Source organism: Streptomyces longispororuber (assembly GCF_014656095.1).
Lineage (GTDB): Bacteria > Actinomycetota > Actinomycetes > Streptomycetales > Streptomycetaceae > Streptomyces > Streptomyces longispororuber.
The window spans coordinates 22,403-46,791 of sequence record NZ_BNBT01000046.1; the positions used below are offsets into that span (position 1 = coordinate 22,403).

Here is a 24,389-nt window from a genome sequence, read left to right on the forward strand (position 1 = left end):
CCGCCACCACTTCTCAGGGAAGACATGACCCAGCATCTCGCTGCCCCCGCCGCCGCCCCCACCTCCGGCACGCGTACGGACTGGTGGCGCGGCGCGGTGATCTACCAGGTCTATCCGCGCAGCTTCGCCGACGCCGACGGCGACGGCATGGGCGACCTCGCGGGCGTCCGCACCCGGCTGCCGTACCTGAAGGACCTGGGCGTCGACGCCGTCTGGCTCAGCCCGTTCTACGCGTCCCCGCAGGCCGACGCGGGCTACGACGTCGCCGACTACCGCGCCGTCGACCCGATGTTCGGCACCCTGCACGACGCCGACGCCCTGATCCGCGACGCCCACGGCCTGGGCCTGCGCGTCATCGTCGACCTGGTGCCGAACCACTCCTCCGACCGGCACGACTGGTTCCGGCGCGCCCTGCGGGAGGGCCCCGGCTCCCCGCTCCGGGACCGCTACCACTTCCGCCCCGGCAAGGGCGAGCACGGCGAACTCCCGCCCAACGACTGGGAGTCCATCTTCGGCGGCCCCGCCTGGACCCGGGTCGAGGACGGGGAGTGGTACCTCCACCTCTTCGCCCCCGAGCAGCCCGACTTCAACTGGGACCACCCGGCCGTCCACGACGAGTTCCGCTCCATCCTGCGGTTCTGGCTGGACCTCGGCGTCGACGGCTTCCGCGTCGACGTCGCCCACGGCCTGGTGAAGGCCCCCGGCCTGCCCGACATCGGCCACCACGACCAGCTCAAGCTGCTCGGCAGCGACACCATGCCGTTCTTCGACCAGGACGGCGTGCACGAGGTCTACCGGAGCTGGCGGCAGGTCCTCGCCGAGTACGCGGGCGACCGCATCCTGGTCGCCGAGGCGTGGACGCCCACCGTCGAGCGCACCGCCCTGTACGTGCGCCCCGACGAAATGCACCAGGCCTTCAACTTCCAGTACCTGGGCACCCACTGGGACGCCGCCGAGCTGCGGAAGGTCATCGACACCTCCCTCGCCGCGATGCGCCCCGTCGGCGCCCCGGCCACCTGGGTGCTGTCCAACCACGACGTCACCCGGCACGCCACCCGGTTCGCCAACCCGGCGGGCCTCGGCACCCAGTTGCGCACCCCCGGCGACCGGGCGCTCGGCCTGCGCCGCGCCCGCGCCGCCACCCTGCTGATGCTGGCGCTGCCCGGCTCCGCGTACCTCTACCAGGGCGAGGAGCTCGGCCTGCCCGACGTCACCGACCTGCCCGACGAGGTGCGCCAGGACCCGTCCTTCCACCGGGCACAGGGCCAGGACGGCTTCCGCGACGGCTGCCGGGTGCCGATCCCCTGGACCAAGGACGGCTCGTCGTACGGGTTCGGGGCGGGCGGGAGCTGGCTGCCGCAGCCCGAGGGCTGGGGCGAGCTGAGCGTCCAGGCCCAGACCGGCGACCCCGGCTCGACCCTGGAGCTGTACCGCGAGGCGCTGCGCGTGCGCCGCGCCCGGCCGGGCCTCGGCGCGGGCTCCGCCCTCACCTGGCTGGACGCGCCCGAGGGGGTGCTCGCCTTCGGCCGCGAGGGGTTCGTGTGCACGGCGAACACCACGGCGGACCCCGTCCGCGTCCCCGCCCCGGGCACGGTGCTGCTCGCCAGCGGGCCCGTCGAGGTGACCGGCCCCGAGGTGGAGCTGCCCGCCGACACCACCGTCTGGTGGGCGGTGTGACGACCTCCCCGCCGCGGGACGCCGACCGGAGCCCGCGTGACTCCGAGCGCGGCGCCCCGCGGCTCGCGGACATCGCCGCCCAGGCCGAGGTCAGCGAGGCCACCGCAAGCCGCGTGCTCAACGGCAAGGCGGGCGTCGCCGCCGGCACCCGGCGGCGGGTGCTCGCCGCGCTCGACGTCCTCGGCTACGAGCGGCCGGTGCGGCTGAAGCGGCGCAGCGAGGGCCTGGTGGGGCTGGTGATCCCCGAGCTGATCAACCCGATCTTCCCGGCGTTCGCGCAGGTCGTCGAGCAGGTCCTGGCCGGGCACGGCTACACCCCGATGCTGTGTACGCAGATGCCGGGCGGCGCCACCGAGGACGAGCTGGTCGAGCAGTTGGAGGCCCGCGGCGTCAGCGGCATCGTGTTCCTGTCCGGGCTGCACGCCGACACCACGGCCGACCCCGCCCGCTACCTCCGCCTCGCGGGCCGCGGCGTGCCGTTCGTGCTCATCAACGGCTACAACCCGCACGTCCCGGTCTCCTTCGTCTCGCCCGACGACCGCGCCGCCGTGCGGATGGCGGTGCGCCACCTCGCGGAGCTGGGCCACGAACGGATCGGGCTCGCCATCGGCCCGTCCCGGTACGTGCCCTCGCGGCGCAAGGCGGAGGGCTTCACGGCGGCCCTGCGCGCCCACCTCGGCCTGGCGCCGGGGGAGGCCGAAGGGCTCGTGCGGAACACGCTGTTCACCGTCGAGGGCGGCCACGCGGCGGCCAGCGCGCTGCTCGACTCGGGCTGCACGGCGGTGGTGTGCGGCAGCGACATGATGGCGCTCGGCGCGGTCCGGGCCGCGCGCGAGCGCGGGCTGAGCGTGCCCCGCGACTTCTCGGTGGTCGGCTTCGACGACTCCCCGCTCATCGCGTTCACCGACCCGCCGCTGACCACGGTCCGCCAGCCGGTGCAGGCCATGGCGTCGGCGGCGGTCGGCGCGCTCCTGGAGGAGATCGCCGGGAACCCCGTGCAGCGCACGGAGTTCGTCTTCCAGCCGGAGCTGGTGGTACGCGGCTCGACGGCGGCACCCCGGCGCCCATGACGGCACGGCGCCCGTGACGGCACCCCCGGGCTTGACGGCACCGGGGCGCCCGTGACGGCACCGGGGCGCCCCTGACGGGGTCACGGCGTCCGCGGCGGCGCGGCATCACCGCGCCCCCGGCGGCCCCGGCGCCCCACGGCACGGGACGGCCCCAAACGGCACGGCACGGCACCACGAAGTTTGCTGCAAGGTCCTTCATCCCCGCTCCCTGCAACCCCAGGAGGCACCGTGACACCCTGGACCAGCGGCCCCCGCCGCAGCCGGTCCCGTACCACCACTCCGGCGGCACCGGCCCGAGCCGCCCTGCCCGGCGCGGTGGCGCTCGCCCTGCTGGCGGCCGCCGGACCCATCGCCACACCTGCCACCGCCGCGCCGCGGGACGCCGCGCTCGACCTCACGGTGTCCCGCGCGCAGTGGATAGACCGTTCCACCGTCGCGTGGACGGTGCGGGACCCGGACGCCCGGCACGCCGAGGTGCTGTCCGCACGCGACGGCGGCCTCACCACGGAGGGCGGAGACGTCCAAGGCGCGACCGACCGCATCCGCCTCACCCGCGTCCCCGGCGGCCTCACCGACGCGCAGCGCGCCGCGTACCCGCACCTGAAGGACTACGCGGCCTTCCGCGTGGACCCCCGCGACCGCGACCGGACACGCCGGGCCCTCACCGGGCAGCTCGCCGCCGTCCTGCGCGGCCCCGACGGCACCGCGCGCGCCGCGACCGGCGTCCAGACCCAGGGCGTGCTCGACGACCTGTACGCCCGGGCGGCGACCAGGGCCGAACTCGGCCCCGTGTTCCGGCACGGCCGGCCCCGCCTCGCCGTGTGGGCGCCCACCGCGCAGGACGTACGGCTCGACATCGGCGGGCGCACCGTGCCGATGCGGCGCGACGCGGCCTCCGGCGTCTGGTCGGCACGGGGACCCGCGAGCTGGACGGGCAAGCCGTACCGGTACGTCGTGAAGGTGTGGGCGCCCAGCGTCCGCAAGGTCGTCGTCAACAAGGTCACCGACCCGTACGCGACCGCCCTGACCGCCGACTCCCGGCGCGCCCTCGTGGCCGACCTGCGCGACCCGCGGCTCGCGCCCAAGGGGTGGAAGGAGTTGCGCAAGCCGCCGGCGGCCCCGCTGCGCGACGCGCGCGTCCAGGAGCTGCACGTCCGCGACTTCTCCGTCGCGGACCGCACGGCGAAGTATCCGGGCCGGTACCGGGCGTTCACCGACACCCGCTCCGCCGGCATGCGCCACCTGCGCAAGCTCGCGAAGGCCGGTACGTCGTACGTCCACCTGCTGCCCGCCTTCGACTTCGGCACGGTCCCCGAGCGCCCCGCCGACCAGGCGCGCCCCGACTGCGACCTGCCCGCCGCCGCGCCCGACTCCGAGGAGCAGCAGGCGTGCGTGGCGCGGACCGCCGCCGAGGACGCCTACAACTGGGGCTACGACCCGCTGCACTACACCGTGCCCGAGGGCAGCTACGCGAGCGACCCCGACGGGACCCGCCGGACGCTCGAATTCCGCGAGATGGTGCAGGGCCTCAACCGCGCCGGCCTGCGGACCGTCATGGACGTCGTCTACAACCACACCGTGGCCGCCGGGCAGGACGACAGGTCCGTCCTCGACAGGATCGTGCCCGGCTACTACCACCGGCTGCTCGCCGACGGCTCGGTGGCCACCTCCACGTGCTGCGCCAACACCGCGCCCGAGAACGCCATGATGGGCAAGCTCGTGGTGGACTCCGTCGTCACCTGGGCGCGCGCGTACAAGGTCGACGGCTTCCGCTTCGACCTCATGGGCCATCACCCCAAGGCGAACGTCCTCGCCGTGCGCAAGGCGCTGGACGCGCTGACGCCCGCGAAGGACGGCGTCGACGGCAAGAGGATCGTCCTGTACGGCGAGGGCTGGAACTTCGGCGAGGTCGCCGACGACGCCCGCTTCGTCCAGGCCACGCAGAAGAACATGGCCGGCACCGGCGTCGCCACCTTCTCCGACCGGGCCCGCGACGCCGTGCGCGGCGGCGGCCCCTTCGACGCCGACCCGCGCGTGCAGGGCTTCGCGAGCGGCCTGTACACCGACCCCAACGGCTCGCCCGCCAACGGCAGCCGCGCCGAGCAGCGGGCCCGTCTGCTGCACTACCAGGACCTCCTCAAGGTGGGCCTCACCGGCAACCTCGCGGCGTACGCCTTCACCGACTCCTCCGGCCGCCGCGTCACGGGCGCGGACGTCGACTACAACGGGGCGCCCGCGGGTTACGCGGCGGCCCCCGGCGACGCCGTGGCCTACGCCGACGCCCACGACAACGAGACGCTGTACGACGCCCTCGCCTACAAGCTTCCGCCGTCCACGACCCCGGCCGACCGGGCCCGGATGCAGGTCCTGGCGATGGCCACCGCCACGCTGTCGCAGGGCCCGGAGCTCTCCCAGGCGGGCAGCGACCTGCTCCGCTCCAAGTCCCTCGACCGCAACTCCTTCGACAGCGGCGACTGGTTCAACGCCCTGCGCTGGGACTGCCGCGACGGCAACGGCTTCGGCCGCGGCCTGCCCCCGGCCGCCGACAACAAGGACAAGTGGCCGTACGCCAAGCCCCTCTTGGCCGACTCCGCCCTCGTGCCCGACTGCGAACGGATCGAGGGCGCATCGGCCACGTACCGGGACCTGCTGACGGTACGCACCACCGAGCCGGTGTTCTCCCTCGCGACCAGCGGCCAGGTGCAGCGGACGCTGTCCTTCCCGCTGTCCGGTGCACCGGGGGAGACGCCCGGCGTGCTCACCATGCGCCTCGGTGACCTGGTGGTCGTCTTCAACGCCACCCCGGACGCGCAGGACCAGCGCGTCGCCGGGCTCGCCGGCACGGCGTACGGGCTGCACCCCGTCCAGGCGCGCGGCGCCGACGCCGTGGTCAAGTCGGCCACGTACGCCAAGGGTTCGGGAACCTTCCGGGTGCCTGCCCGCACGGTCGCCGTCTTCCGACGCGGCTGATCCCGCGCCCGGCCCCGCTGCCCCCACGGAGCCGCATGACACGCAACCGCGCGACGCGGGGCTGCGCCGACGCCAGCGCAGGGGGCGGGGAGCCGGAGGGCGCGCGGCGCGCGCTCCGGCGCCCGGCGGCGGGTGGCGCGCCGTCCACGACCCCGCCCAAGGGTCGCCGAACGCGACGGCTTCCTCGTCCACCGCTGGACCCTGCGTCCCGGCCGGGCCGTGCCGGTGGGGCGACACCTGTTCGCCGGCCGGTACGAGCCCCCGGACGGCAGGCGCGATGCGGGTGACGACACGTACGCGGTGCACGCCCGCGCGGCGGGTCAACGGGGCGACGCTGGGGGCGACTTCACCCCGGCGTCCCGCTGCACCGCGCGCCCCGGCACGGCCCCTTCGGCCACGCACGCGCGATAAGTGTTTTTCATGAGATTCCTTCACTCATTCGCCGCAGTATCCGCCATAGTGGGGCGGCGTTAGTTGGGATATGACGAAGGCTACTGGTGACGGGTGTTTTGGAGTTCTCGCAGCTCAGCAGCGGGATAATGATCCGGTTGAGCGATCGGTGAGGTTGGGGCCGTACATCTACACTCCCGCTCCGAGACACCCCTCGGCCCCCACCAATGGAACGCTGACCAAAGGTGGACTCCCGGTGACGCTCCGGGCGACGGAGCCGTTGATCCGGGAATTCGTGGAAGCGATGAGCTGTTTGGAGGCCGACCTTTCCCGCCGCTGGCTCGGTACGCAGGACCGGTCCGTTTTCTCCGGAGCAGAGTAGTCGGGCCGTACCGTGTATCACGAGCGAGCCGACCACCCTGACCTCTTCGGTCAGCCGGGTACGTTTCCCCAGGTCGGAACGGGCCGGCACCGGGCTTCCGCGGACGCTTTCCTGGACGCCTCGATGTCCACGGATCCGACCTGGGATCCCACCGAGGAATTGGCCTTCATGCTTCAGGACGCGATGGAGGAACAACGTGAACCGCGCCTGAAGTTCCCCACGGGTCGCGACGACGCCGACCCCCTTCCCGACTCCACCCTGAGCAACCTCCAGGCAATCACGGAGGAATTGCCGCCGGTACGACGGGTGCGCCGAGGACACCGCCGCGTCCGGGAACGCCGGAATTACAGCCGGCTGCGGCTCCTCAGCCTGATCGTCGCCGGACTCGCGGCGGCGATCGCCTCCGCGGTGAGTTTCTTCGGCGGCATGGTCGCCTACGGCCCGCTGCACCTCGTGGCCGAAAGCCGTACGTCGGACGGAATGGTCGCGTGGTGGCCGCTGCTCGTGTACGGGCCCTGGGTGGTGGCGGCGCTCTCCGTTCTGCGGGCCGCGCTGCACCAGCGGCGCGCCGTCCACTCCTGGTGCGTCGTCCTCTTCTTCTCGGTGACCGCGGTCGTCATGTGCGTCCTGCAGTCGCCGAGATCCGTCACGGGCCACATGGTGGCGGCCCTGCCCTGCATCGCGTCGCTGGCGTGCTTCCAGCAACTGATCCGCCAGATCACCCTGACCCGCCCGCCCCGCCGCGCCGTACCCCGCCACCGCGTACGCCGCCCCACCCCGGAGGCACCGCCCGCGACGCCACCGAAGGCCCCCCAGGTCCCGCGCCGCAAGTCGCTGTGAACGAAGGGCCCCGGAGGCCGGGGCGGCACCCCGCCCCCGCACGCGTACGGCTCACTGTCACCGGACGGCCTCACCGAGGCCGCCCGGTGACGGTGAGCCGTACGTGCTCCTGAGCGGCACAGCCAGGGCCGGTGCGCGGTGGGCCGCGTACCGCACCGACGTCACCCCGTTCCTGCGCGGTGGTTCCGGTCCGGGCGACAAGCCCCGGCAGCGCCGCGTGCTCGAACTCGCCCTGCACCCGCGCCGATTGCGGTCCGCCGCGCGGCGGAGGCGGGTGGTCCCCGGGGCTGACGCGCCGGACCCGGCGCTCGCGGAGCCTGTCGTCCGGGGCGCGGAAGCGCGCCCGAGACGCCGAGGACGACCGGGACGACGGGGATACGGAGGCGGTCTGGCCTTCGGCGGCCTCGGCCTCGCCCTTCTCGTGGCCGCCCGCTCCTACGCGGCCCGCACCCGCCCCCGCTGCGCGGCCGCCCGGCGGTGAGCAGTGGCCGCGTGGCGGAGCCGGTTCGTGCCGGGCCGCGCGCCCGGGTCAGCCTTTCCGGTGCCCGAGGGCCGCTTCGGCGGACGGGGCGGCCGCCCGTGCGCGAGTATCCGTTCCGGCGTGAGGCAATCAGCGGAACAATGGCACCGGGGTCGGCGCCGTGCCCCGGGCAGCGAGTCCGGGGCGGCTCGCACACCAGGAGAGAGGGTTGCGTGATGGCACAGTGGGAGCGGGACGAACGCCTCGCGCGGGCCTTCCTGGAGCTGGCCGACACCTTGAAGGACGGCTTCTACCTGGTCGACTTCCTGCACGTGCTGACGGACCACATGATCGCGTTGCTGGACGTGTCGGCGATCGGCGTCGTCATGGTCGACGCCCAGGGCAGGCTCGTCGACGTGACCGCCTCCACCCACACCGCGCACCAGTTGGAGGAGGCGCAGGTCGAGTTCGACGAGGGCCCCTGCAAGGACAGTTGCGCGCAGCGCGCGCAGGTCGGCCCGGTGGTCCTGTCCGAGCCCGCGACCGTCGAACGCTGGCCGCGCTTCACCAAGGCCGCCCGCAAGGCCGGTCTCGGCGCTGTGGCCGCGCTGCCGCTGCGCCTGCGCGAGGAGGTCATCGGCGCGGTGAACGTCTTCCACGTCCGCCCCGACGGCCTGCACCCCGCCGCGCTGCGCCTCGGGCAGGCCCTGTCGGACGCGGCCACCATCGGCATCATGCACCAGCGCCTCTCCCACGACCAGGCCGAACGCGTCGGCCAGCTCCAGACCGCGCTCGACAGCCGCATCGTGATCGAACAGGCCAAAGGAGCCCTCGGGTCCCGGCTGGCCCTCTCGCCCGACACCGCCTTTCAGCGGCTGCGCGCCCACGCCCGCGCGAACCGCATGTCCCTGACCAAGCTCTGCCAGCAGGTCATCGAGGGCCGCGTGGCCATCGAGACGTTCGGCGCGCCGCCCGGCCGGCGTCGCCCCTGACGGCCTCTCCGCAGCCCGCAGCGGCCCGCGCCACCGGCGCACCACCGCAGCCGAACGCCCCTCAGGGGTGCATCCGGGCGCCCTTGAGGACCTTGTCGACCGCGGTGCGCGGGCCGTGCACGGCGAGGCCCACCAGGTCCAGGTCGGCGGCGGGGACGGCGCGTACCGCCGCGCGGTTGTCCCGGTCGTTGCCGGTGGCGAACAGGTCGGAGGTGAACACCGCCCGGGGCAGACCGCGCGCCAGGGCGCGGCCGTGGGCCGCGGTGAGCACCTCCTTCGTGCCCTCGAAGACCAGCACGGGCTGGCGGAACATCGGCAGGTACGGCGTGCCGTCCGCGTCGGCGTACGGCTCCCCGATCACCTCGGGGACCTGCGTACCCAGGCCGCTGACCAGGAAGGCGGTCACGTTCAGGCGCTGCCACGTCCTGAGGTCCGCGCGCAGCAGGACCGCGATCTTGGTGTCGAAGCGTACGGGTGCGGACGCGGGCGTGGGCGTGGGTGCGGATGCGGGTGTGGGCGCGGTCGCGGGCACGGGCGCGGATGCGGTCGCGGGCGTGGTCACGGACGCGGGCTCGGGCGCGGTGGTGGTGCTGTCGGTCGTCGTCATGCCCTGAGCCTGCCGATCACCCCGCCGGGCCGTCTTGTACGTTCTTTGCATGCCGCGCCCGCAGGAGGTCACCGCGTGGCGCCCGCGCGTGCCGGGCGTCGAGGAGGTCCTCCACGCCCGCTTCACCGAGCACGCCTACCCGATGCACGTGCACGACGCCTGGACCCTGCTGATCGTCGACGACGGCGCGGTCCGCTACGACCTGGACCGGCACGAGCGCGGCACCCCGCACGACACGGTCTCCCTGCTGCCGCCGCAGGTCCCGCACAACGGCTCGCCCGCCACCGCGCACGGCTTCCGCAAGCGGGTGCTGTACCTGGCCACGACCGTCCTCGACGACCGCTTCGTCGGCCCGGCCGTGGACGCCCCCGACATCGCCGACCCGCTGCTGCGCCACCGCGTGGGGCAACTGCACACCGCCCTCGCGCGGCCGGGCGACGAGCTGGAGGCCGAGAGCCGCCTGGCCCTGATCGGCGACCGGCTCCGCGCCCATCTGCGCCCCCGCCTCGCCGCGCCGCCGCGGCGGCCCACGCGCACGGTCGCGCACCGGCTGCGCGACCTGCTCGACGCGCGGCTGCCGCACGGCCTCACCCTGGGCGAGGCCGCGGCCCTGGTGCACGCCCACCCCTCGCACCTGGTCAGGGCGTTCAGCGCGGCCTTCGGCATCGCGCCGCACCAGTACCTGATGGCCCGCAGGGTCGACCGGGCCCGCCGCCTGCTGCTCGACGGCCACCCCGTCACCGAGGTCGCGGCGGCGGCCGGCTTCTACGACCAGGCGCACCTGACCCGGCACTTCAAGCGCCTGCTCGGCGTGACCCCGGGACGCTACGCGGGGCGCCGCCCGCCCGGCGGACCGGCGCCGGACGACTGGACCCTCCCGTAACAGGAGGCCCTAGCGTCCCGGGCATGAACATAGTTGTGCACGACACGGCGTCCGCCATGGCCGACCTCCTGCGCCGCCCGGTGGCACAGCGGCCCGACGCCCTGCGGGACATGCTCGCGCCGCTGCAGGAGGTCATGGGCCCGGCCCTGGGCGGGGCGGACGTCACCGACACGCACCGGCGGGGCAGCGGCTTCCGCGTCGACCGCGACGACCCCCGCCACCCCGAGGCCCTGCGGCGGATGCGGAACGCGGGCGTCTGGCAGCGGATCGAGGACAGCCTGCACGCGGCACGGGAACGGCTGGCCGCCGCGGCGCCCGGCGCCCGGAGCGCCGACACCGTGCATGTCGTCCTCGTGCTCGGCGACCCCGACGACGAGCTGCTGGCCGTCGACAGCGCGGGCTACTTCGGCATGGGCGGCATCCCCGGCGCGATCCACCTCACGATGTGGCCCACCGCCACCAGCCTCGCGAAGATCGGCCACGCCGCGGCGCACGAACTCCACCACAACGTCCGCTACGCCAACGTGACCTGGGACCCCGCGACGGTCACGGTCGGCGAGCAGGTCGTGGCGGAGGGCCTCGCCGAGGCGTTCGTACGGGAGCTGGCGGGGGAGGCGGCCATGGGCCCCTGGGCGACGTCGCTGTCCGGCGCGGAGCTGGACACCGCCCACGAGAAGGTCACGGCCGCGATCGACGTGGCCGGGATGGCGAACCTGCCTCCGTACGTGTACGGCGACGCCATCGCGCGGTCCATGGGCCTCGACCCCGTCGGCCTGCCCTACTGCGCCGGGTACGCCGCAGGGCTGCGGATCGCCGACGCGCATCTGGCGGCCTCCGGCCTGACCGCCGCGGGGAGCGTGGCGCTGCCGGCGCGTGAGGTCCTCACGAACGCGGGGGTGCCGGCCCGTGCGTGAGGCGGCACCCGCAGCCGTGCCACCCGGCCCCGGGACCGGCGCCCCCGGCCCGCCTCCCGTACGCCCCTGCCGCGCGAGGTGCGTGACACTGTGCGGATGACCAGCGACACCCGCTCCCGGGAGCCCGGCCCCGCCGACGACGGAAGCGACGCCTCCGGCTCCGGCGGCCTGACCGTCGGCCGCGCGGCGGCGCTCGTCGGCGTCAGCGTGAAGACGCTCCACCACTGGGACGCGATCGGCCTCGTCCGCCCGAGCGGCCGCACCTGGGCGGGCTACCGCGTCTACGGGGACGGCGACATCGCCCGTATCCACCAGGTGCTCGTCTACCGGGAGTTGGGGTTCCCGCTCGCCGAGATCGGCCGCGTCCTCGACGCCCCGGAGGTCGACGCGCGCGGCCATCTGCGGCGGCAGCGGGCCCAGCTCGTGGAGCGCATCGCCCGCCTGGAGAAGATGGTCGGCGCGGTCGACCGCATGCTGGAGGCGACGGGCACCGGCATGCGGCTGACGCCGCGGGAGCAGGTGGAGATCTTCGGCGCCGACTGGCGGCCCGCCTGGGTCGAGCAGGCCGAGGAGCGCTGGGGCGACAGCGCGCAGTGGGCGCAGTACGCCGAGCGGGCCGCCGGGATGACGCCCGACGACTGGCGGCGGGCCGTGGCCGCGACCGAGGCCTTCCACGCCGACCTCGCCGCCGCGCACAGGGCGGGCACCGCCCCCGGCTCCGCGGCGGCGAACGCCCTCGCCGAGCGGCACCGGGAGCTGCTGTCGACGTACTTCGACTGCACCCGCGCGATGCAGGTGTGCCTGGCCCGGTCGTACGTCACCGAGTCCGGGTACGCCGACTTCTACGACGGCCTCTCGCCCGGCCTCGCGGTCTGGCTGCGCGACGTCGTCCACGCCGGTGCCCGGGCCCACGGCGTCGACCCGGACACGGCCGTGTGGGAGTGACGGGCCCGCGCCCCGGGTCAGTCCTCGTGCTCCTGCCGCACCCGGCGCGAGGGCCGGAACGCGTACAGGTCGAGGACGGCGGGCGGCTCGGCGATGCCGGGCCCGCCGGCCCGTACCCAGGCGGCGATGTCGGCGCTCGCGCCGGGGTCGTTGACCTGGCCGAGCCAGACGGGACGGCCACCCGCCGCGCGGCCCGCGGGAGAGGGCTGGACCACGACGACGTTGGCGCGCTTGCACACGTCCAGGCAGTCGGTGCGCCGCACCTGGGCGACCTCGGCCAGCGCGGCGCGCAGGTCGGTGAGCTGGGCCTCGTGGTCGAGGAGCGGGACCTTCGCCGGTGTCCCGCAGCAGCAGCCGCGGCAGACGGAGACGGTGGGGCGGGCGGCCCGCGGCGCGGCGGAGGCCTTCTTGGGGGACGGCTGCGGCATGGGGGCCAGTATGACCGCGGGCACCCGGGCCGTGATCATCAGGGTCCCCGGCAGCGGCACCACCGGGACCGCGACCGGGGCCAGGGCCGGGCGGCGCGGTCGCGCGCCCCGCCACCCGGCCGCGCTCAGTCGACGTACGACTCCAGGGTGCCGCGGCGCCGGACGTCGAGCGTCGCGCAGTGGAACGAGCCCCCGAACGGCGCGTAGTGCAGCAGGTCGCAGGGGATCGGCTCGAAGCCCCAGGACTCCAGCGCGCGCAGCATGTCCGTGTGGTGCCGCTCCGCGATCACCTGCCGCTCGTTAATCATGAGCACGTTCATGCTGAGCCACTTGCCGCACATCGAGGTCAACTTGAGCACGTTCTCGTCGATGGGGTTGGGCTCCGGGGCGACCAGCACGTCCCAGGAGCGCAGGACGTCGGGCAGCCGGTCGGTGTCGACGTACTCGGGGTTGACCAGCACCTTGCCGGGTGCGAGCGGCATGAAGGTGGTGTCGATGTGCATGGGCGTACGGCACCGGCTCTCGATCTCGTGGATGCGGTAGCCGGGGCCGAGGTGGCGGCGCAGCCACTCGATGCCCGTGCGGTTGGTGACGCTGCTGCGGGTGACGAACAGGTCGCGGCCCGCCCGCACGAAGTCCGCCGCGTCGAAGACCGGCTCGAACTCGGTGGTGATGTAGCGCGGCGGCTCGCCCTCCTCCGGCGGCGAGAAGTCCTTCTCGAACAGGGCGTCGGTGAGCTCCGGCCGGGGCGCCGCGGTCCAGCGGGCGCCGCGCCGGAAGTAGTCCTTGAGGATCGTGCGGTAGGCGTGCGTCTCGAAGTACCGGCACGGCCACGCCATCGGCGTCTCGATGATCTCGTCGCCGATCACCAGCATGCTGTCGCGCGGACAGGCGGTGCAGAAGCCGTGCGAGGACCAGTGCGGGGTGCTGAACCGCTCCTTGTGGTCCACCACGTCGGGGCGCGTGACCGTGATGCCGAGGGACTCGAGGAGGGTGATGAACTCGTCGAGCTCCCGCTGCGCCGGCTCGACGAGCACGGACGGGTACTTGAAGCCGGAGGCGAATCCCTGGAGCCGTGCCGCCCACGGCGGGACGTTGCTGGTGACGACGGGGTGGCTGGAGGGGAACGTCGCGCCCTCCAGCCGGCCGACGACGACCTCCTCCAGCGGATCCCACTCGGTGTGCGAGTTGACGGGGGAGACGAGATGCTCCCCGGCGGTGTCCGTCCCGTCCGACGCGGCTGCCTTCACGTGGGCCCACTGCTTTCGTTCGCGGAAACAGATGACGTTGCGTGTTGACAATTTTACTGAGGGTGTCTGCCGTCTGTCGATCGCCGTGCACACCCCGGTGGCCCCGGCCGCCCTTGATGTCGTCCTTCGCCGTCCTTCGCCGTCCTTCGCCGTGCGCATCACCCGGGTACCCCGTGTACGCACCCGCACGCGGGCCCCGCGGCGCGCGTTTCCCGCGCGTCCGGCGGGCCGCGACTCCTTCGCGCCGGTGCCGGAGGGGCCCGTGCCCTTGCGGGAGGGGCCGGTCAGCGCGTGAGCGCGGCGTTGGCCTTCATCAGGAGGGGGATGAGGGCGTAGGCGGCGACGGGGACGACGATCGCGGTGAGGATCAGCGTGCGCAGCAGGAGCGGCAGGTGGGCGGTGGCCGGTCCGAGCGCCGCGAGGGCCACCGTGATGGTCGGGTAGACGGCGAGCCAGGTGATCAGGGCCCGGCGGTGGACGGACGGGGCCGCCGACGGGGAAGGCGTACCGGTGGGCATGGATGTCTCCAGGTCAGAGGGGCTGGAGCCGAGATCTCCAACCATTGGGTTGGAGTCTGGCACAGGCGTTCGCCGAAGTCCAACCGCATGGTTGGAAATGGCTTAGGATGGAACCATGGCCTGGGACACAGCACGCACGAAGCAGCTCCTGCTCGACGCCGCGGTGGAGGAGTTCGCCGAGCACGGCCCCGAGGGAGCCCGCGTCGCCCGGGTCGCCGACCGCGCCGGCGTCAACAAGGAGCGGATCTACCAGTACTTCGGCGGCAAGCGGCAGCTCTTCGTCGCGGTGCTGGAATCCGAGCTGCAGAAGATCGCGGCCGCGGTGCCGCTGACCCGCGAGCAGGCCTGCGACCTCGGTGACTACGCGGGCCGGGTCTTCGACTACCACCGCGAGCACCCGCACTTCGTGCGGCTGCTGGCCTGGGAGGGCCTGCAGTGCCAGGACCGGGTGGCGGCCGAGTGCGAACGCACCGACCACTACGACGACAAGATCGCCGCCGTCGTCGAGGCGCAGCGGGCCGGGGCCCTGACCGGCGACGTCGCGCCCGGCCAGCTCATGCACGCGGTGATCGTGCTGACCGCGTCGTGGTTCACGCTGCCGCAGTTGGCCCGGATGCTGATGCCCGCCGTCGTGGAGGCGGGCCCCGCCGGCCAGCGCCAGGCCCTCGTGACCCTGGTGCGCCGCCTGGTCGGCTGAGGACGGGTGCGGGAAGGTTCCCCCTAGCTTCCGAAGCCGCGCACGAAGCGGCGCTGCCAGGGCGTCTCCACCGCGCGGCGGTGGTAGCGCGCGCGGACGTAGGCCACGGCCTCCTCCGCGGGCACGCCGTCGAGGACGGCGAGGCACGCGAGGGCCGTCCCGGTGCGGCCGACGCCCCCGCCGCAGGCGACCTCCACGCGCTCCGTGGCGGCGCGGGCCCACGCCTCGCCGAGCAACTGCCGCGCCTCCTCGCGGTCCGTGGGCAGTCGGAAGTCGGGCCAGCGCAGCCGGCGCGCCTCCCACGCCACCGGCGGCGCGGGCCGGCCGAGGAGGTGGACGGCGAACGTGGGCAGGGGCCCCTCGGGCAGCGGGTGGCGCAGCCCGCGCCCGCGCACCAACCGCCCCGAGGGCAACCGGAGTACGCCCGCGTCGGTGTCGTTCCAGGTGTCGGCCACGTCGGTCACCGTACCCGGCGCGGACGGAGCCCGGGGCCACTGTGAGCTAGCCGATAATTATCGGTTTCTCACGGAATCTTGACTTCAGCGGGGCATAGTGCATGACATGACAACCATGGTTCCTGTCTGCCCGTACTGCGGGCGGGTCGAGTGCATCTGCCCGGCGCTGGGCGGCGGCCCCGTACCGGCGTCCGCGGTGGCCTCCGCGTTCCCGTCCCCGTCCGCGACGCCCGGTGGCGCCCGGCTGACGAGGCCGACGGCCGCGCCGCCGCCCTCGTAGCCGGACCCGGGGCGAGCCCCGGACGCCGTCGCGGTGCTCGCCCCGGTCCGCCACGGCGCCGTGCGCGGCCGCCGCTGATCACCCGCTGTTCACCCGCTGCCCGCCCTGCCGTTCACGCGGCCGAGAAGCGGTGCACGGTCGTCGACGTGTACGCCTCCCCGGGCCGCAGCACCGTGGAGGGGAACGCCGGCTGGTTCGGTGAGTCGGGGAAGTGCTGTGTCTCCAGGCAGAGCCCGTCGCCCTGCCGGTAGGTGCGGCCGGAGGGCCCCGTCAGCGTGCCGTCCAGGAAGTTGCCCGAGTAGAACTGCACGCCCGGCTCCGTCGTGGCGATCCGCAGGGTGCGCCCCGACTCCGGGTCGCGCAGCGTGGCACAGGGCCCCGGGCGCCGCGTGACGCCCTTGTCCAGAACCCAGTTGTGGTCGTAGCCCCTGGCAGCGACCACTTGCTCGTGCCCGGCGCGGATGTCCCGCCCGACCGGCTTCGCCCGCCGGAAGTCGAAGGGCGTGCCGCGCACGGCGGCCAGCTCCCCGGTGGGGATGAGCGTGGCGTCCGTGGGCGTGAACCGGGAGGCGTCGAGCCGCAGTTCGTGGCCGAGGACGTCGCCGCTGCCCTCGCCCGCGAGGTTGAAGTAGGTGTGCTGGGTCAGGTTCACCACCGTGGCCCTGTCGGTCGTCGCCGCGTACGCGACGCGCCAGTCGCCGCCCGTGGTCAGGGTGTACGTCACCTTGGTGCGCAGCGTGCCGGGGTAGCCCATCTCGCCGTCGGCGCTCACGTACCGCAGGACCAGGCCGACGCCGGAGCGGTCCGCGAACGGCTCGACGTCCCACACCCGTTTGTCGAATCCCTGCGCGCCGCCGTGCAGGCTGTTCCCGCCGTCGTTGACGGAGAGCTGGTACGACCGGCCGTCGAGGGTGAAGCGGCCCCCAGCGACACGGTTGCCGTAGCGGCCGATCAGGGCACCGAAGTAGGTGGTCGCGTCCAGGTAGTCGGTGAGGTCGTCGAAGCCGAGGGACACGTTCGCGTACCGGCCGTGCCGGTCCGGGAGTTCGAGGGACTGCACGATGCCGCCGTAGGAGAGCACCTTCATCCGGGTGCCGCCGTTCTCCAGGCTCCAGCGGTGCACCTTCGTGCCGTCGGGCAGGGTGCCGAAGGGCTCCTTCGACGGCGTGGCCGGCCGTGCCGCGTGCGCGGTGCCCGCGGCGGCGGTGAGGCCCGCGGCGGCGGCCGCCGTCAGGACGGTCCGTCTGCTCGTTTCCATGGGGGCTCCCAGGTGGAGGATCGGGTGGAGGGTGCTTGCCGTCAGCGGCCGGCCTTGCGCTTGTTCCAGACGTCGAACCCGACGGCGGCGAGCAGCACCAGGCCCTTGATGACCTGCTGGTAGTCCGTGCCGATGTTGACCAGGGACATGCCGTTGTTGAGGACGCCGAGCACCAGACCGCCGATGACGGCGCCCATGACGGTCCCCACGCCGCCGCTCATCGAGGCGCCGCCGATGAACGACGCGGCGATCGCCTCCAGTTCGAAGTTGAGGCCCGCCTGCGGGGTGCCCGCGTTCAGACGGGCGGCGTACACACAGCCCGCGAGCGCGGCGAGCACGCCCATGTTCACGAAGATCAGGAACGTGACGCGCCTGTCCTTCACGCCGGACAGCTTCGCGGCGGCCTTGTTGCCGCCGAGCGCGTACACGTGGCGGCCGATGACCGCGTTGCGCATCACGTAGCCGAGCCCGATCAGCAGCCCGCACATGATGAGCAGCACCACCGGCACGCCGTGGAAGCTGGCCAGGGTGAGCGTGAAGGCCACCACGGCCGCCGTCATGGCCACGCACTTGGCCGCCCACAGCCCGGCCGGCGTCACGTCGAGGCCGTGGGCGAGCTGCCGCCTGCGGTGGCGCCACTCGCGGAACAGCAGGAACGCGACCGTCGCCGCGCCGATCACCAGGGTCGGGTTGTGGTACTGCGTGTAGGGGCCCATCTCCGGGATGAAGCCCTTGGCGATGTTCTGGAACCCGTCGGGGAACGGCGACAGCGACTGGCCCTCCAGGACGATCTGGGTGAGCCCGCGGAACAGCAGCATCCCGGCCAGGGTGACGATGAACGACGGGATGCCCACGTACGCGATGAAGAAGCCCTGCCAGGCGCCCGCGACGGCGCCGATGAGCAGTGAGAGGACGAGCGCGAGCACCCACGGCAGGTCGTGCTTGACCATCATCACCGCCGACATGGCGCCGACGAAGGCCACCAGGGAGCCCACGGACAGGTCGATGTGGCCCGCGACGATGACGATCATCATGCCGATGGCCAGGATCAGGATGTAGCCGTTCTGCTGGATCAGGTTGGAGACGTTGCTCGGCAGCAGCAGCGTGCCGTCCGTCCAGATCTGGAACAGGACGACGAGGAAGGCCAGCGCGACGAGCATGCCGTACTGGCGCATGTTGGCGCGCGCCAACTCGACGAGCAGCGCGCCGGCCGACCGGGGCGCGGGCGGGGGCGCGGGCGCGTCCTTCGGCGGGGTGGTCGTGGTGGTCATGGCGGAGCCTCGGCTTCTGGTCTCGGGTCGGGGGCGCTTCAGCTTCGGTGCGCCGTCATGTGGCGCATCAGGACTTCCTGGGTGGCCTCCGCCCGGGTGACCTCACCGGTCAGCCGGCCCTCGGCCATCGTGTAGATCCGGTCGCACAGGCCGAGCAGCTCCGGCAGTTCGGAGGAGATGAGGAGCACGGCCTTGCCCTGCGCGGCGAGCCGGTCGATGACGGTGTAGATCTCGTACTTGGCGCCGACGTCGATGCCCCGCGTCGGCTCGTCGAGGATCAGCACCTCGGGGTCGGCGTGGATCCACTTGCTCAGGACGACCTTCTGCTGGTTGCCACCGGAGAGCCGGCCCACCTGTTCCAGGACGGTGGGGGCCTTGATGTTCATCGTCCTGCGGTAGCGCTCGGCGACGGACCGCTCGTGGTCCGCGTCCACCAGGCCCGGGACGCCGCGGCGCCGCATGCCCGGCAGCGACGTCAGGGAGATGTTGCGGTTGATGTCGTCGATGAGGTTCAGGCCGTAGCGCTTGCGGTCCTCGGTGACGTACGCGATACCGGCGGCGACGGCCGCGGGCACGGTGCGCGTGGAGACCTCGCGCCCCCCGACGGCCACGGTCCCGGCGACGTACTGCCCGTAGGAGCGGCCGAAGACGGACATCGCCAGCTCGGTGCGGCCCGCGCCCATCAGGCCCGCGACGCCCACGATCTCGCCGCGCCGCACGGTCAGGGACACGTCGTCGACGACGGTGCGCTGGTGGTCGACGGGGTGCCGGACCGTCCAGTCGCGCACGGTCAGCGCGTCGGCGCCCGCGTCGGCGCCCGTGTACGGGGTGCGTGCGGGGAAGCGGTGGTCGAGGTCGCGGCCGACCATGCCGCGGATGATGCGGTCCTCCGACAGCTCGGGCTCGGCGTCCGGGGACGCGCGGACCGGCAGGGTCTCGACGGTCCGCCCGTCGCGCAGGACCGTCACCGCGTCGGCCACGCGCCGGATCTCGTTCAGCTTGTGGGAGATGATCACCGCGGCGACGCCCTGCGCGCGCAGCTCCAGGATGAGGTCGAGGAGGGTCGCGCTGTCCTCGTCGTTCAGCGCGGCCGTCGGCTCGTCGAGGATGAGCAGCCGCACCTCCTTGGACAGGGCCTTGGCGATCTCCACGAGCTGCTGCTTGCCCACGCCGAGGTCGGCGACGGGGGTCGTCGGCCTCTCCCGCAGACCGACGCGCCGCAGCAGGGCGCCGGCCCGGCGCAGGGTGTCGTCCCAGTCGACGAAGCCGCGCCGGGCGCGCTCGTTGCCGAGGAAGATGTTCTCCGCGATCGACAGGTGGGGGACCAGCGCCAGCTCCTGATGGATGATCACGATGCCGTGCCGCTCGCTCGCGCGGATGTCCTTGAAGGCGACGGGGGCGCCCTCGAAGCGGATCTCCCCGTCGTAGCTGCCGTGCGGGTGCACACCGCTGAGGACCTTCATCAGGGTCGACTTGCCCGCGCCGTTCTCCCCGCAGACCGCGTGCACCTCTCCGGCCCGCACGGTGAGGTGCACGCCGGAGAGCGCCGTGACGCCGGGGAAGGTCTTGGTGATCCCGCGCATCTCCAGGACGGGCCCGCTCATTTGAGCTGTCCCGCCGTGAAGTAGCCCTCGTCGACGAGGAGCCGGGTGTTGGTCCTGTCGACGCTGACCGGGTCGAGCAGATAGGCCGGTACGGTCTTCTTCCCGTTGTCGTAGTCGGTGGTGTTGTTGACGCGCACCTTCTTGTCGTTGAGCACCGCGTCGCCCATCGCCACCGTCCGCGCGGCCAGCTTGCGGGTGTCCTTGAACACCGTCTGGGTCTGCTCGCCGCGGATGATGGACTTCACCGACGCCAGCTCCGCGTCCTGCCCGGTGATCACCGGCAGCGGCCGGCCCTTGGTGCCGTAACCGGCGCTCTTGAGCGCGGAGATGACGCCGATGGAGATCCCGTCGTACGGCGACAGGACCGCGTCGACCCGGGCCGAGCCGTAGTTCTTGCTGATCAGGTCGTCCATGCGCTTCTGCGCGGTGCCGCCGTCCCAGCGCAGCGTGGTGGCCTGGTTCATCCGCGTCTGCTTGCTGCGCACGACCAGTCGGCCGCTGTTCAGGTACGGCCGCAGCACGCTCATGGCGCCGTTCCAGAAGTACCTGGTGTTGTTGTCGTCCGGCGAGCCCGCGAACAGCTCGATGTGGTACGGGTCGCCGCCCTCGCCGGGCTTGCCCAGCCGGAGCTTCTTGACGATGTACTGGGCCTGGAGGCGGCCGACGCGCTCGTTGTCGAAGGACGCGTAGTAGTCGACGTGCTCGGTGCCGAGGATGAGGCGGTCGTAGGAGATCACGGGGATGCCCGCGTCGTGCGCGCGCCGGAGCACCTCGGTGAGGGCCGAGCCGTCGATGGCGGCGACCACGAGGAGGCTGCGCCCCTTGGTGATCATGTTTTCGAGCTGGGCGATCTGGTTCTCGACCTTGTCGTCGCCGTACTGGAGGTCGGTCCGGTAGCCGGCCTTCTCGAACTGCTCGGCCATGTTCTCGCCGTCGGCGATCCACCGCTCGGAGGCCTTGGTGGGCATGGCGAGGCCGATGGTGGTGCCCTTGCCGGTGTCCGGCTCGTAGCGGCTGCCGCCCCTGGCCTCCTGCCCGCAGGCGGTCAGCGACGCGGCGAGCAGCCCGGCGGCGAGCAGGGCGGCCGGTGTGCGGATGCGCATGGGTCAGCTCCCTTCCGGTACGGGGAATCGCTCCAGGTTGCCCGGGAGCCGCGCGCCCAGCGGCGACAGGCCGCCGTCCGCGCCGTGCCGGGCCAGCAGGTCGAGGGCGAGCCGCCCGCGCCGCACCCGCTCGCGGGCGGTGGCGAGGGTGTGCTCGCGCAGGTGGGCGCCGTAGGGGTAGATGCCGGGCGACTTGCTCAGGCCGAACTTCACGTACAGCGGGGCGCCGCGCCGGATCAGCTCGGCGACCTCGTACATGCGCACGTAGCCGCCGAGGTCGTCGGGCGCCTCGACGTACATGTCCAGCGGCGCCCGGCTCACCCGGCGGATCTCGGTGAGGTGGTCGAGGGTCAGGTCCGAGGGCACGTTCAGGGAGTCGGCGCCGAGCCGCTCGTACACCGCGAACGAGGCCGGGTTCACCGGGCCCGTCAGGGCGGACACCTTGAACGTGGTGTCCGCGGGCAGCAGGCCCGCCGCGCGCAGCCGGTGCAGCGTCCACAGCACGCCCTCGTCGGCGACGAGCAGGCAGCGCACGCCCAGTTCGGCGGCGCGCAGGGCGTCCTCGACGCACCCGGCGAGCGCGTCGTGGCCGCGGGCGCGCAGCCCCGCGCCGCCGGAGTCGGTACGGGTGGAGGCGCCGGTGTCCCAGGTGCCGCGCGGCCCGGTGAACAGGCACAGCTCGACGTCCCGCCCGGCGCAGGCGTCCACCATCTCGGTGATCTCGGCGTCGGTGAGCATCCACACGCCGCTGCCCTGGCTGACGCGGTGCACGGGCACGTCGAGGCGCGCGCTCTCCTTGAGGACGACGGCCAGGGCCTCGGGCCCCTCCACGGACGGGACCTCGGTGCGCCAGGTGCCGCCGTCGGGGAACGCGTACGCGGAGGCGTCGGCGGGGTCGGGCACCGGGACGGCGTGGCCGATGCGGGCGAGGGCGTCCACACCGGGGCGGCGGGGCGCCCGCGGCGGGAGCACGGCGGACGGGACCGCGGGAACGGCGGCGGCCGGGACGGACGGGGTCGGTGAGGGGGGCACGCGGGCTCCAGTGTTCGGTATGTCGGACGTCGTACGGGGTGCTGGGTGCGCGGCAGCGCTGAGCCGGGGCGCACGGCGGTGCGGGGTGGTCCGGTACGGGTGGGGGCCTACGGGCGCAGCAGCACCTTCCCGGTGCCGGGGTCGCCGCCGCCGACGAGGGCGACGGCCGCGCCGAACTCCTCCAGCGGGAACTCGTGCGTGATCAGCGCGCCCGGGTCGAGCAGCCCGGTGCCGAACGCGCGCACGGCGTCGGTCCAGGCCGCGGAGGACGCGCCGAAGACGCTGCGCAGCTCCAGTTGGCTGAGCGACAGGTGCACCGGGTCGATGCCGGTGGCGCCGGGCGCGAACATCCCGGTGAGCACCACCCGGCCGCCGCGGCGCGCCAGCAGACAGGACGAGGCAGCCGTGGACGGCGCCCCCGCGGTCTCCACGACCAGGTCGAAGCGGCCGTTCGCGGACGCGGCCTCCGCCGGGTCCAGCGCGGCGGTGGCGCCGAAGGCCAGCGCCTGTTCGCCGCGGGCCGCGCGGGGGTCGACGACCGCGAGATCGGCGGGCGACGACGCGGCGAGCAGTTGCACGGCGAGCATCCCGAGGGTGCCCGCGCCGACCACGGCGACGCGTTCACCGGCGCGGGGCCGGGCCATCCGCGCGGCGGCCGCGACGACGGCGGCGGGCTCCAGGAGGGCCGCGGCCCGCAGGTCGGCGTCGTCGGCGAGGGGGTGCAGCAGCCGGGCGGGCACGGTGAGGTGGTCGGCGAACGCGCCGGGCTCGGTGAACCCGGTCTCCGCGTAGCCGCCGGCGCACAGGCTGGTCTCGCCGCACCGGCAGCGCTCGCACGTGCCGCAGGCCCGGAAGCCCTCGGCGACGGCCCCGCGCCCGACGAGCCCCGCGTCGACGCCCTCGCCGACGGCCACCACGGTGCCCGCCCACTCGTGGCCGGGCGTGACCGGGTAGCGCACGTACGCGGCGTCGCGGTGGCCGTCGTACACCTCGCGGTCGCTCCGGCAGATCCCGGCGGCGGCGACGCGGACGAGGACCTCGCCCGGGCCCGGCGGCGGCACCTCGCGCCGTACGAGGCGGTGGTGGCCGGGCCGGTCGACGACGACCGCGCGGCTGCCGCCGGGCGTGTCCAGGGGCGGCCCGCTCACTTCGGCGCCCTCTTCTCCCAGCCCTCGGCCCACAGGTCGAACCGCGCCCGCTGCTGCGGGAACTCGGCCGCCGCGTCCACGTCCAGCTCGACGCCGAGGCCGGGGGCGTGCGACACCGCGAAGCAGCCGGTCTCCGGGTCGACGGCCGGGGCGCCCTTGACCACCTTCTTGATCTCCGCGTCCGCGAAGTCGTTGAAGTGCTCCAGGATCTTGAAGTTCGGTGTGCAGGCGGCGAGTTGGAGCGAGGCGGCGGTGAGCACCGAGCCGCCCACGTTGTGCGGGGCGACCAGCGTGTAGTGCGTCTCGGCGGTGGCGGCGAGCTTGCGGGTCTCCAGGATGCCGCCGATGTGCCCGAGGTCCGGCTGGATGATGTCGGCGGCCTGCGACTCGAAGAGCTCGCGGAACTCGATCCGGTCGTGGATGCGCTCGCCCGTGGCGACCGGCATGTCCACCTTCCCCGCGACCTTGGCCAGCGCCTTGAGGTTCTCCGGGGGCACCGGCTCCTCCAGCCAGGCGGGCCGGAACGGCGCCAGCTCCCGCGCCAGGCGCACCGCCGTGGCGGGCGAGAACCGGCCGTGCATCTCCAGCATCAGCTCGGCGTCGGGCCCGATCGCGTCGCGCACCGCCTCGATCAGCGACACCGCGTACCGGCTCCGCTCGGCGTCCAGTTCGAGGTGCCCGGTCCCGAACGGGTCGATCTTCAGGGCCCGGTAGCCGCGGGCCATCACCTCCTGAGCGGCCTTGTGGTACGCCTCCGGGGTGCGCTCGGTGGTGTACCAGCCGTTCGCGTACGCCTTGACCCGGTCGGTCACCCTGCCGCCGAGCAACTGCCACACCGGTACGCCGAGGGCCTTGCCCTTGATGTCCCAGCAGGCCATCTCGACGACGGCGATGCCGGACATCACGATCTCCCCGGCCCGGCCGTAGTCGCCGTACTTCATCCGGCGGACCAGGTCCTCCACCGCGAACGGGTCGGACCCGGAGATGTGGTGGGACTCGGCCTCGCGCAGATAGCCGAGCAGGGCGTCGGTGCGGCCCAGCATGCGGGTCTCGCCGACCCCCGTCAGGCCCTCGTCGGTGTGGACGAGGACGTAGGTGAGGTTGCGCCAGGGGGTCCCGACGACGTGAGTACTGATTCCCGTGATGCGCACGGCAGTTGCCCCGTCCCGTTCGATATTTCGTCATGCGTTCGAAATGGTGGCGTGACCGTAAAGG

At 73.6% G+C, this 24,389-nt stretch carries 21 protein-coding genes and 1 pseudogene; 10 read left to right on the plus strand and 12 right to left on the minus strand.

What is annotated here, in order from left to right:
- Positions 1-24 precede the first annotated feature (24 nt).
- The 5 genes and pseudogenes from IE330_RS16760 to IE330_RS16780 all read left to right on the plus strand — a co-directional run bounded on the left by IE330_RS16760 (position 25) and on the right by IE330_RS16780 (position 8,781).
- On the plus strand, positions 25-1,677 hold the full coding sequence (locus tag IE330_RS16760) for a glycoside hydrolase family 13 protein (RefSeq protein WP_190136821.1): 1,653 nt from the start codon (positions 25-27) through the stop codon (positions 1,675-1,677).
- The gene (locus IE330_RS16765) at positions 1,665-2,747 is read left to right on the plus strand and encodes a LacI family DNA-binding transcriptional regulator (protein WP_373314664.1); all 1,083 of its coding nucleotides are present in this window, start codon (positions 1,665-1,667) and stop codon (positions 2,745-2,747) included. Before IE330_RS16760 ends, IE330_RS16765 begins: the two co-directional genes overlap by 13 nt.
- A 387-nt stretch (positions 2,748-3,134) precedes the next feature.
- Positions 3,135-5,717: pseudogene (pulA, locus tag IE330_RS16770) on the plus strand (pullulanase-type alpha-1,6-glucosidase); the annotation flags it as partial.
- 940 nt (positions 5,718-6,657) lie between these two features.
- Positions 6,658-7,329, plus strand: coding sequence for a DUF2637 domain-containing protein (locus tag IE330_RS16775; protein WP_229925703.1), 672 nt, complete (start codon positions 6,658-6,660; stop codon positions 7,327-7,329).
- A gap of 696 nt (positions 7,330-8,025) precedes the next feature.
- Positions 8,026-8,781 (plus strand): ANTAR domain-containing protein, encoded by a 756-nt coding sequence (locus IE330_RS16780; protein WP_190136849.1) that lies wholly within the window; start codon positions 8,026-8,028, stop codon positions 8,779-8,781.
- A 61-nt stretch (positions 8,782-8,842) separates the two neighbouring features.
- On the opposite strand, the gene IE330_RS16785 is transcribed toward IE330_RS16780, so the two are convergent.
- Positions 8,843-9,388 (minus strand): DUF2000 domain-containing protein, encoded by a 546-nt coding sequence (locus IE330_RS16785; protein WP_190136825.1) that lies wholly within the window; start codon positions 9,386-9,388, stop codon positions 8,843-8,845.
- 49 nt (positions 9,389-9,437) lie between these two features.
- Between IE330_RS16785 and IE330_RS16790 the strand changes: the two genes are divergently transcribed.
- The 3 genes from IE330_RS16790 (at position 9,438) to IE330_RS16800 (ending at position 12,130) form a co-directional block, all read left to right on the plus strand.
- Positions 9,438-10,271 carry a helix-turn-helix transcriptional regulator gene (locus IE330_RS16790; protein ID WP_190136826.1) on the plus strand — a complete coding sequence of 278 codons (834 nt, stop codon included), beginning with the start codon at positions 9,438-9,440 and terminating at the stop codon, positions 10,269-10,271.
- 23 nt (positions 10,272-10,294) lie between these two features.
- Positions 10,295-11,185: a DUF2268 domain-containing putative Zn-dependent protease gene (locus IE330_RS16795; protein ID WP_190136827.1), complete on the plus strand. Its 891-nt coding sequence runs from the start codon at positions 10,295-10,297 to the stop codon at positions 11,183-11,185.
- Between the two features lie 96 nt (positions 11,186-11,281).
- The gene (locus IE330_RS16800; protein ID WP_190136828.1) at positions 11,282-12,130 is read left to right on the plus strand and encodes a MerR family transcriptional regulator; all 849 of its coding nucleotides are present in this window, start codon (positions 11,282-11,284) and stop codon (positions 12,128-12,130) included.
- Between the two features lie 17 nt (positions 12,131-12,147).
- Here IE330_RS16800 and IE330_RS16805 read toward each other — a convergent pair whose 3' ends face one another.
- From IE330_RS16805 to IE330_RS16815, 3 genes are all read right to left on the minus strand, one after another.
- Positions 12,148-12,558, minus strand: coding sequence for a (2Fe-2S) ferredoxin domain-containing protein (locus IE330_RS16805; RefSeq protein ID WP_190136829.1), 411 nt, complete (start codon positions 12,556-12,558; stop codon positions 12,148-12,150).
- 125 nt (positions 12,559-12,683) lie between these two features.
- Positions 12,684-13,808 carry an amidinotransferase gene (locus tag IE330_RS16810; RefSeq protein ID WP_190136850.1) on the minus strand — a complete coding sequence of 375 codons (1,125 nt, stop codon included), beginning with the start codon at positions 13,806-13,808 and terminating at the stop codon, positions 12,684-12,686.
- 284 nt (positions 13,809-14,092) lie between these two features.
- A complete protein-coding gene (locus IE330_RS16815) occupies positions 14,093-14,326 on the minus strand; it encodes a putative antibiotic biosynthesis monooxygenase (RefSeq protein WP_190136830.1) in 234 nt (77 codons plus the stop codon).
- A 115-nt stretch (positions 14,327-14,441) separates the two neighbouring features.
- Between IE330_RS16815 and IE330_RS16820 the strand changes: the two genes are divergently transcribed.
- On the plus strand, positions 14,442-15,023 hold the full coding sequence (locus tag IE330_RS16820) for a TetR/AcrR family transcriptional regulator (RefSeq protein ID WP_190136831.1): 582 nt from the start codon (positions 14,442-14,444) through the stop codon (positions 15,021-15,023).
- A gap of 23 nt (positions 15,024-15,046) precedes the next feature.
- On the opposite strand, the gene IE330_RS16825 is transcribed toward IE330_RS16820, so the two are convergent.
- Complete coding sequence (locus IE330_RS16825; protein ID WP_190136832.1) at positions 15,047-15,478, minus strand: protein-tyrosine phosphatase family protein; 432 nt, start codon at positions 15,476-15,478, stop codon at positions 15,047-15,049.
- 106 nt (positions 15,479-15,584) lie between these two features.
- Here IE330_RS16825 and IE330_RS16830 point away from each other — a divergent pair, with 106 nt between their 5' ends.
- Positions 15,585-15,758, plus strand: coding sequence for a hypothetical protein (locus IE330_RS16830; RefSeq protein ID WP_190136833.1), 174 nt, complete (start codon positions 15,585-15,587; stop codon positions 15,756-15,758).
- Between the two features lie 112 nt (positions 15,759-15,870).
- Here the strand turns inward: IE330_RS16830 and IE330_RS16835 are convergent, their stop codons facing one another.
- The 7 genes from IE330_RS16835 to IE330_RS16865 form a co-directional block, all read right to left on the minus strand.
- Complete coding sequence (locus IE330_RS16835; protein ID WP_190136834.1) at positions 15,871-17,016, minus strand: aldose epimerase family protein; 1,146 nt, start codon at positions 17,014-17,016, stop codon at positions 15,871-15,873.
- 41 nt (positions 17,017-17,057) lie between these two features.
- Positions 17,058-18,287, minus strand: coding sequence for a multiple monosaccharide ABC transporter permease (gene mmsB / locus IE330_RS16840; RefSeq protein ID WP_229925704.1), 1,230 nt, complete (start codon positions 18,285-18,287; stop codon positions 17,058-17,060).
- A 38-nt stretch (positions 18,288-18,325) separates the two neighbouring features.
- Positions 18,326-19,891 carry a multiple monosaccharide ABC transporter ATP-binding protein gene (gene mmsA, locus IE330_RS16845; RefSeq protein WP_190136835.1) on the minus strand — a complete coding sequence of 522 codons (1,566 nt, stop codon included), beginning with the start codon at positions 19,889-19,891 and terminating at the stop codon, positions 18,326-18,328.
- The gene (gene chvE / locus IE330_RS16850; protein ID WP_190136836.1) at positions 19,888-20,994 is read right to left on the minus strand and encodes a multiple monosaccharide ABC transporter substrate-binding protein; all 1,107 of its coding nucleotides are present in this window, start codon (positions 20,992-20,994) and stop codon (positions 19,888-19,890) included. Before chvE ends, mmsA begins: the two co-directional genes overlap by 4 nt.
- Positions 20,995-20,997: 3 nt before the next feature.
- The gene (locus IE330_RS16855) at positions 20,998-21,966 is read right to left on the minus strand and encodes a hypothetical protein (protein ID WP_190136852.1); all 969 of its coding nucleotides are present in this window, start codon (positions 21,964-21,966) and stop codon (positions 20,998-21,000) included.
- A 167-nt stretch (positions 21,967-22,133) separates the two neighbouring features.
- Positions 22,134-23,174 carry a zinc-dependent alcohol dehydrogenase gene (locus tag IE330_RS16860; RefSeq protein ID WP_229925705.1) on the minus strand — a complete coding sequence of 347 codons (1,041 nt, stop codon included), beginning with the start codon at positions 23,172-23,174 and terminating at the stop codon, positions 22,134-22,136.
- Entirely contained in the window at positions 23,171-24,325 is a 1,155-nt protein-coding gene (locus IE330_RS16865) for a mandelate racemase/muconate lactonizing enzyme family protein (RefSeq protein ID WP_190136837.1), read from the minus strand. Before IE330_RS16865 ends, IE330_RS16860 begins: the two co-directional genes overlap by 4 nt.
- Positions 24,326-24,389 lie beyond the last annotated feature (64 nt).

What these genes read in the sequence shown, in the direction of transcription:
- IE330_RS16785 (WP_190136825.1), bottom strand. Translation starts at nt 9,388, where the DNA reads ATGACGACGACCGACAGCACCACCACCGCGCCCGAGCCCGCGTCCGTG.
- IE330_RS16760 (WP_190136821.1), top strand. Translation starts at nt 25, where the DNA reads ATGACCCAGCATCTCGCTGCCCCCGCCGCCGCCCCCACCTCCGGCACG.
- IE330_RS16820 (WP_190136831.1), top strand. Translation starts at nt 14,442, where the DNA reads ATGGCCTGGGACACAGCACGCACGAAGCAGCTCCTGCTCGACGCCGCG.
- mmsA (WP_190136835.1), bottom strand. Translation starts at nt 19,891, where the DNA reads ATGAGCGGGCCCGTCCTGGAGATGCGCGGGATCACCAAGACCTTCCCC.
- IE330_RS16790 (WP_190136826.1), top strand. Translation starts at nt 9,438, where the DNA reads ATGCCGCGCCCGCAGGAGGTCACCGCGTGGCGCCCGCGCGTGCCGGGC.
- IE330_RS16835 (WP_190136834.1), bottom strand. Translation starts at nt 17,016, where the DNA reads ATGGAAACGAGCAGACGGACCGTCCTGACGGCGGCCGCCGCCGCGGGC.
- mmsB (WP_229925704.1), bottom strand. Translation starts at nt 18,287, where the DNA reads ATGACCACCACGACCACCCCGCCGAAGGACGCGCCCGCGCCCCCGCCC.
- IE330_RS16780 (WP_190136849.1), top strand. Translation starts at nt 8,026, where the DNA reads ATGGCACAGTGGGAGCGGGACGAACGCCTCGCGCGGGCCTTCCTGGAG.
- IE330_RS16815 (WP_190136830.1), bottom strand. Translation starts at nt 14,326, where the DNA reads ATGCCCACCGGTACGCCTTCCCCGTCGGCGGCCCCGTCCGTCCACCGC.
- IE330_RS16800 (WP_190136828.1), top strand. Translation starts at nt 11,282, where the DNA reads ATGACCAGCGACACCCGCTCCCGGGAGCCCGGCCCCGCCGACGACGGA.
- IE330_RS16795 (WP_190136827.1), top strand. Translation starts at nt 10,295, where the DNA reads ATGAACATAGTTGTGCACGACACGGCGTCCGCCATGGCCGACCTCCTG.
- IE330_RS16775 (WP_229925703.1), top strand. Translation starts at nt 6,658, where the DNA reads ATGCTTCAGGACGCGATGGAGGAACAACGTGAACCGCGCCTGAAGTTC.
- IE330_RS16830 (WP_190136833.1), top strand. Translation starts at nt 15,585, where the DNA reads ATGACAACCATGGTTCCTGTCTGCCCGTACTGCGGGCGGGTCGAGTGC.
- IE330_RS16805 (WP_190136829.1), bottom strand. Translation starts at nt 12,558, where the DNA reads ATGCCGCAGCCGTCCCCCAAGAAGGCCTCCGCCGCGCCGCGGGCCGCC.
- chvE (WP_190136836.1), bottom strand. Translation starts at nt 20,994, where the DNA reads ATGCGCATCCGCACACCGGCCGCCCTGCTCGCCGCCGGGCTGCTCGCC.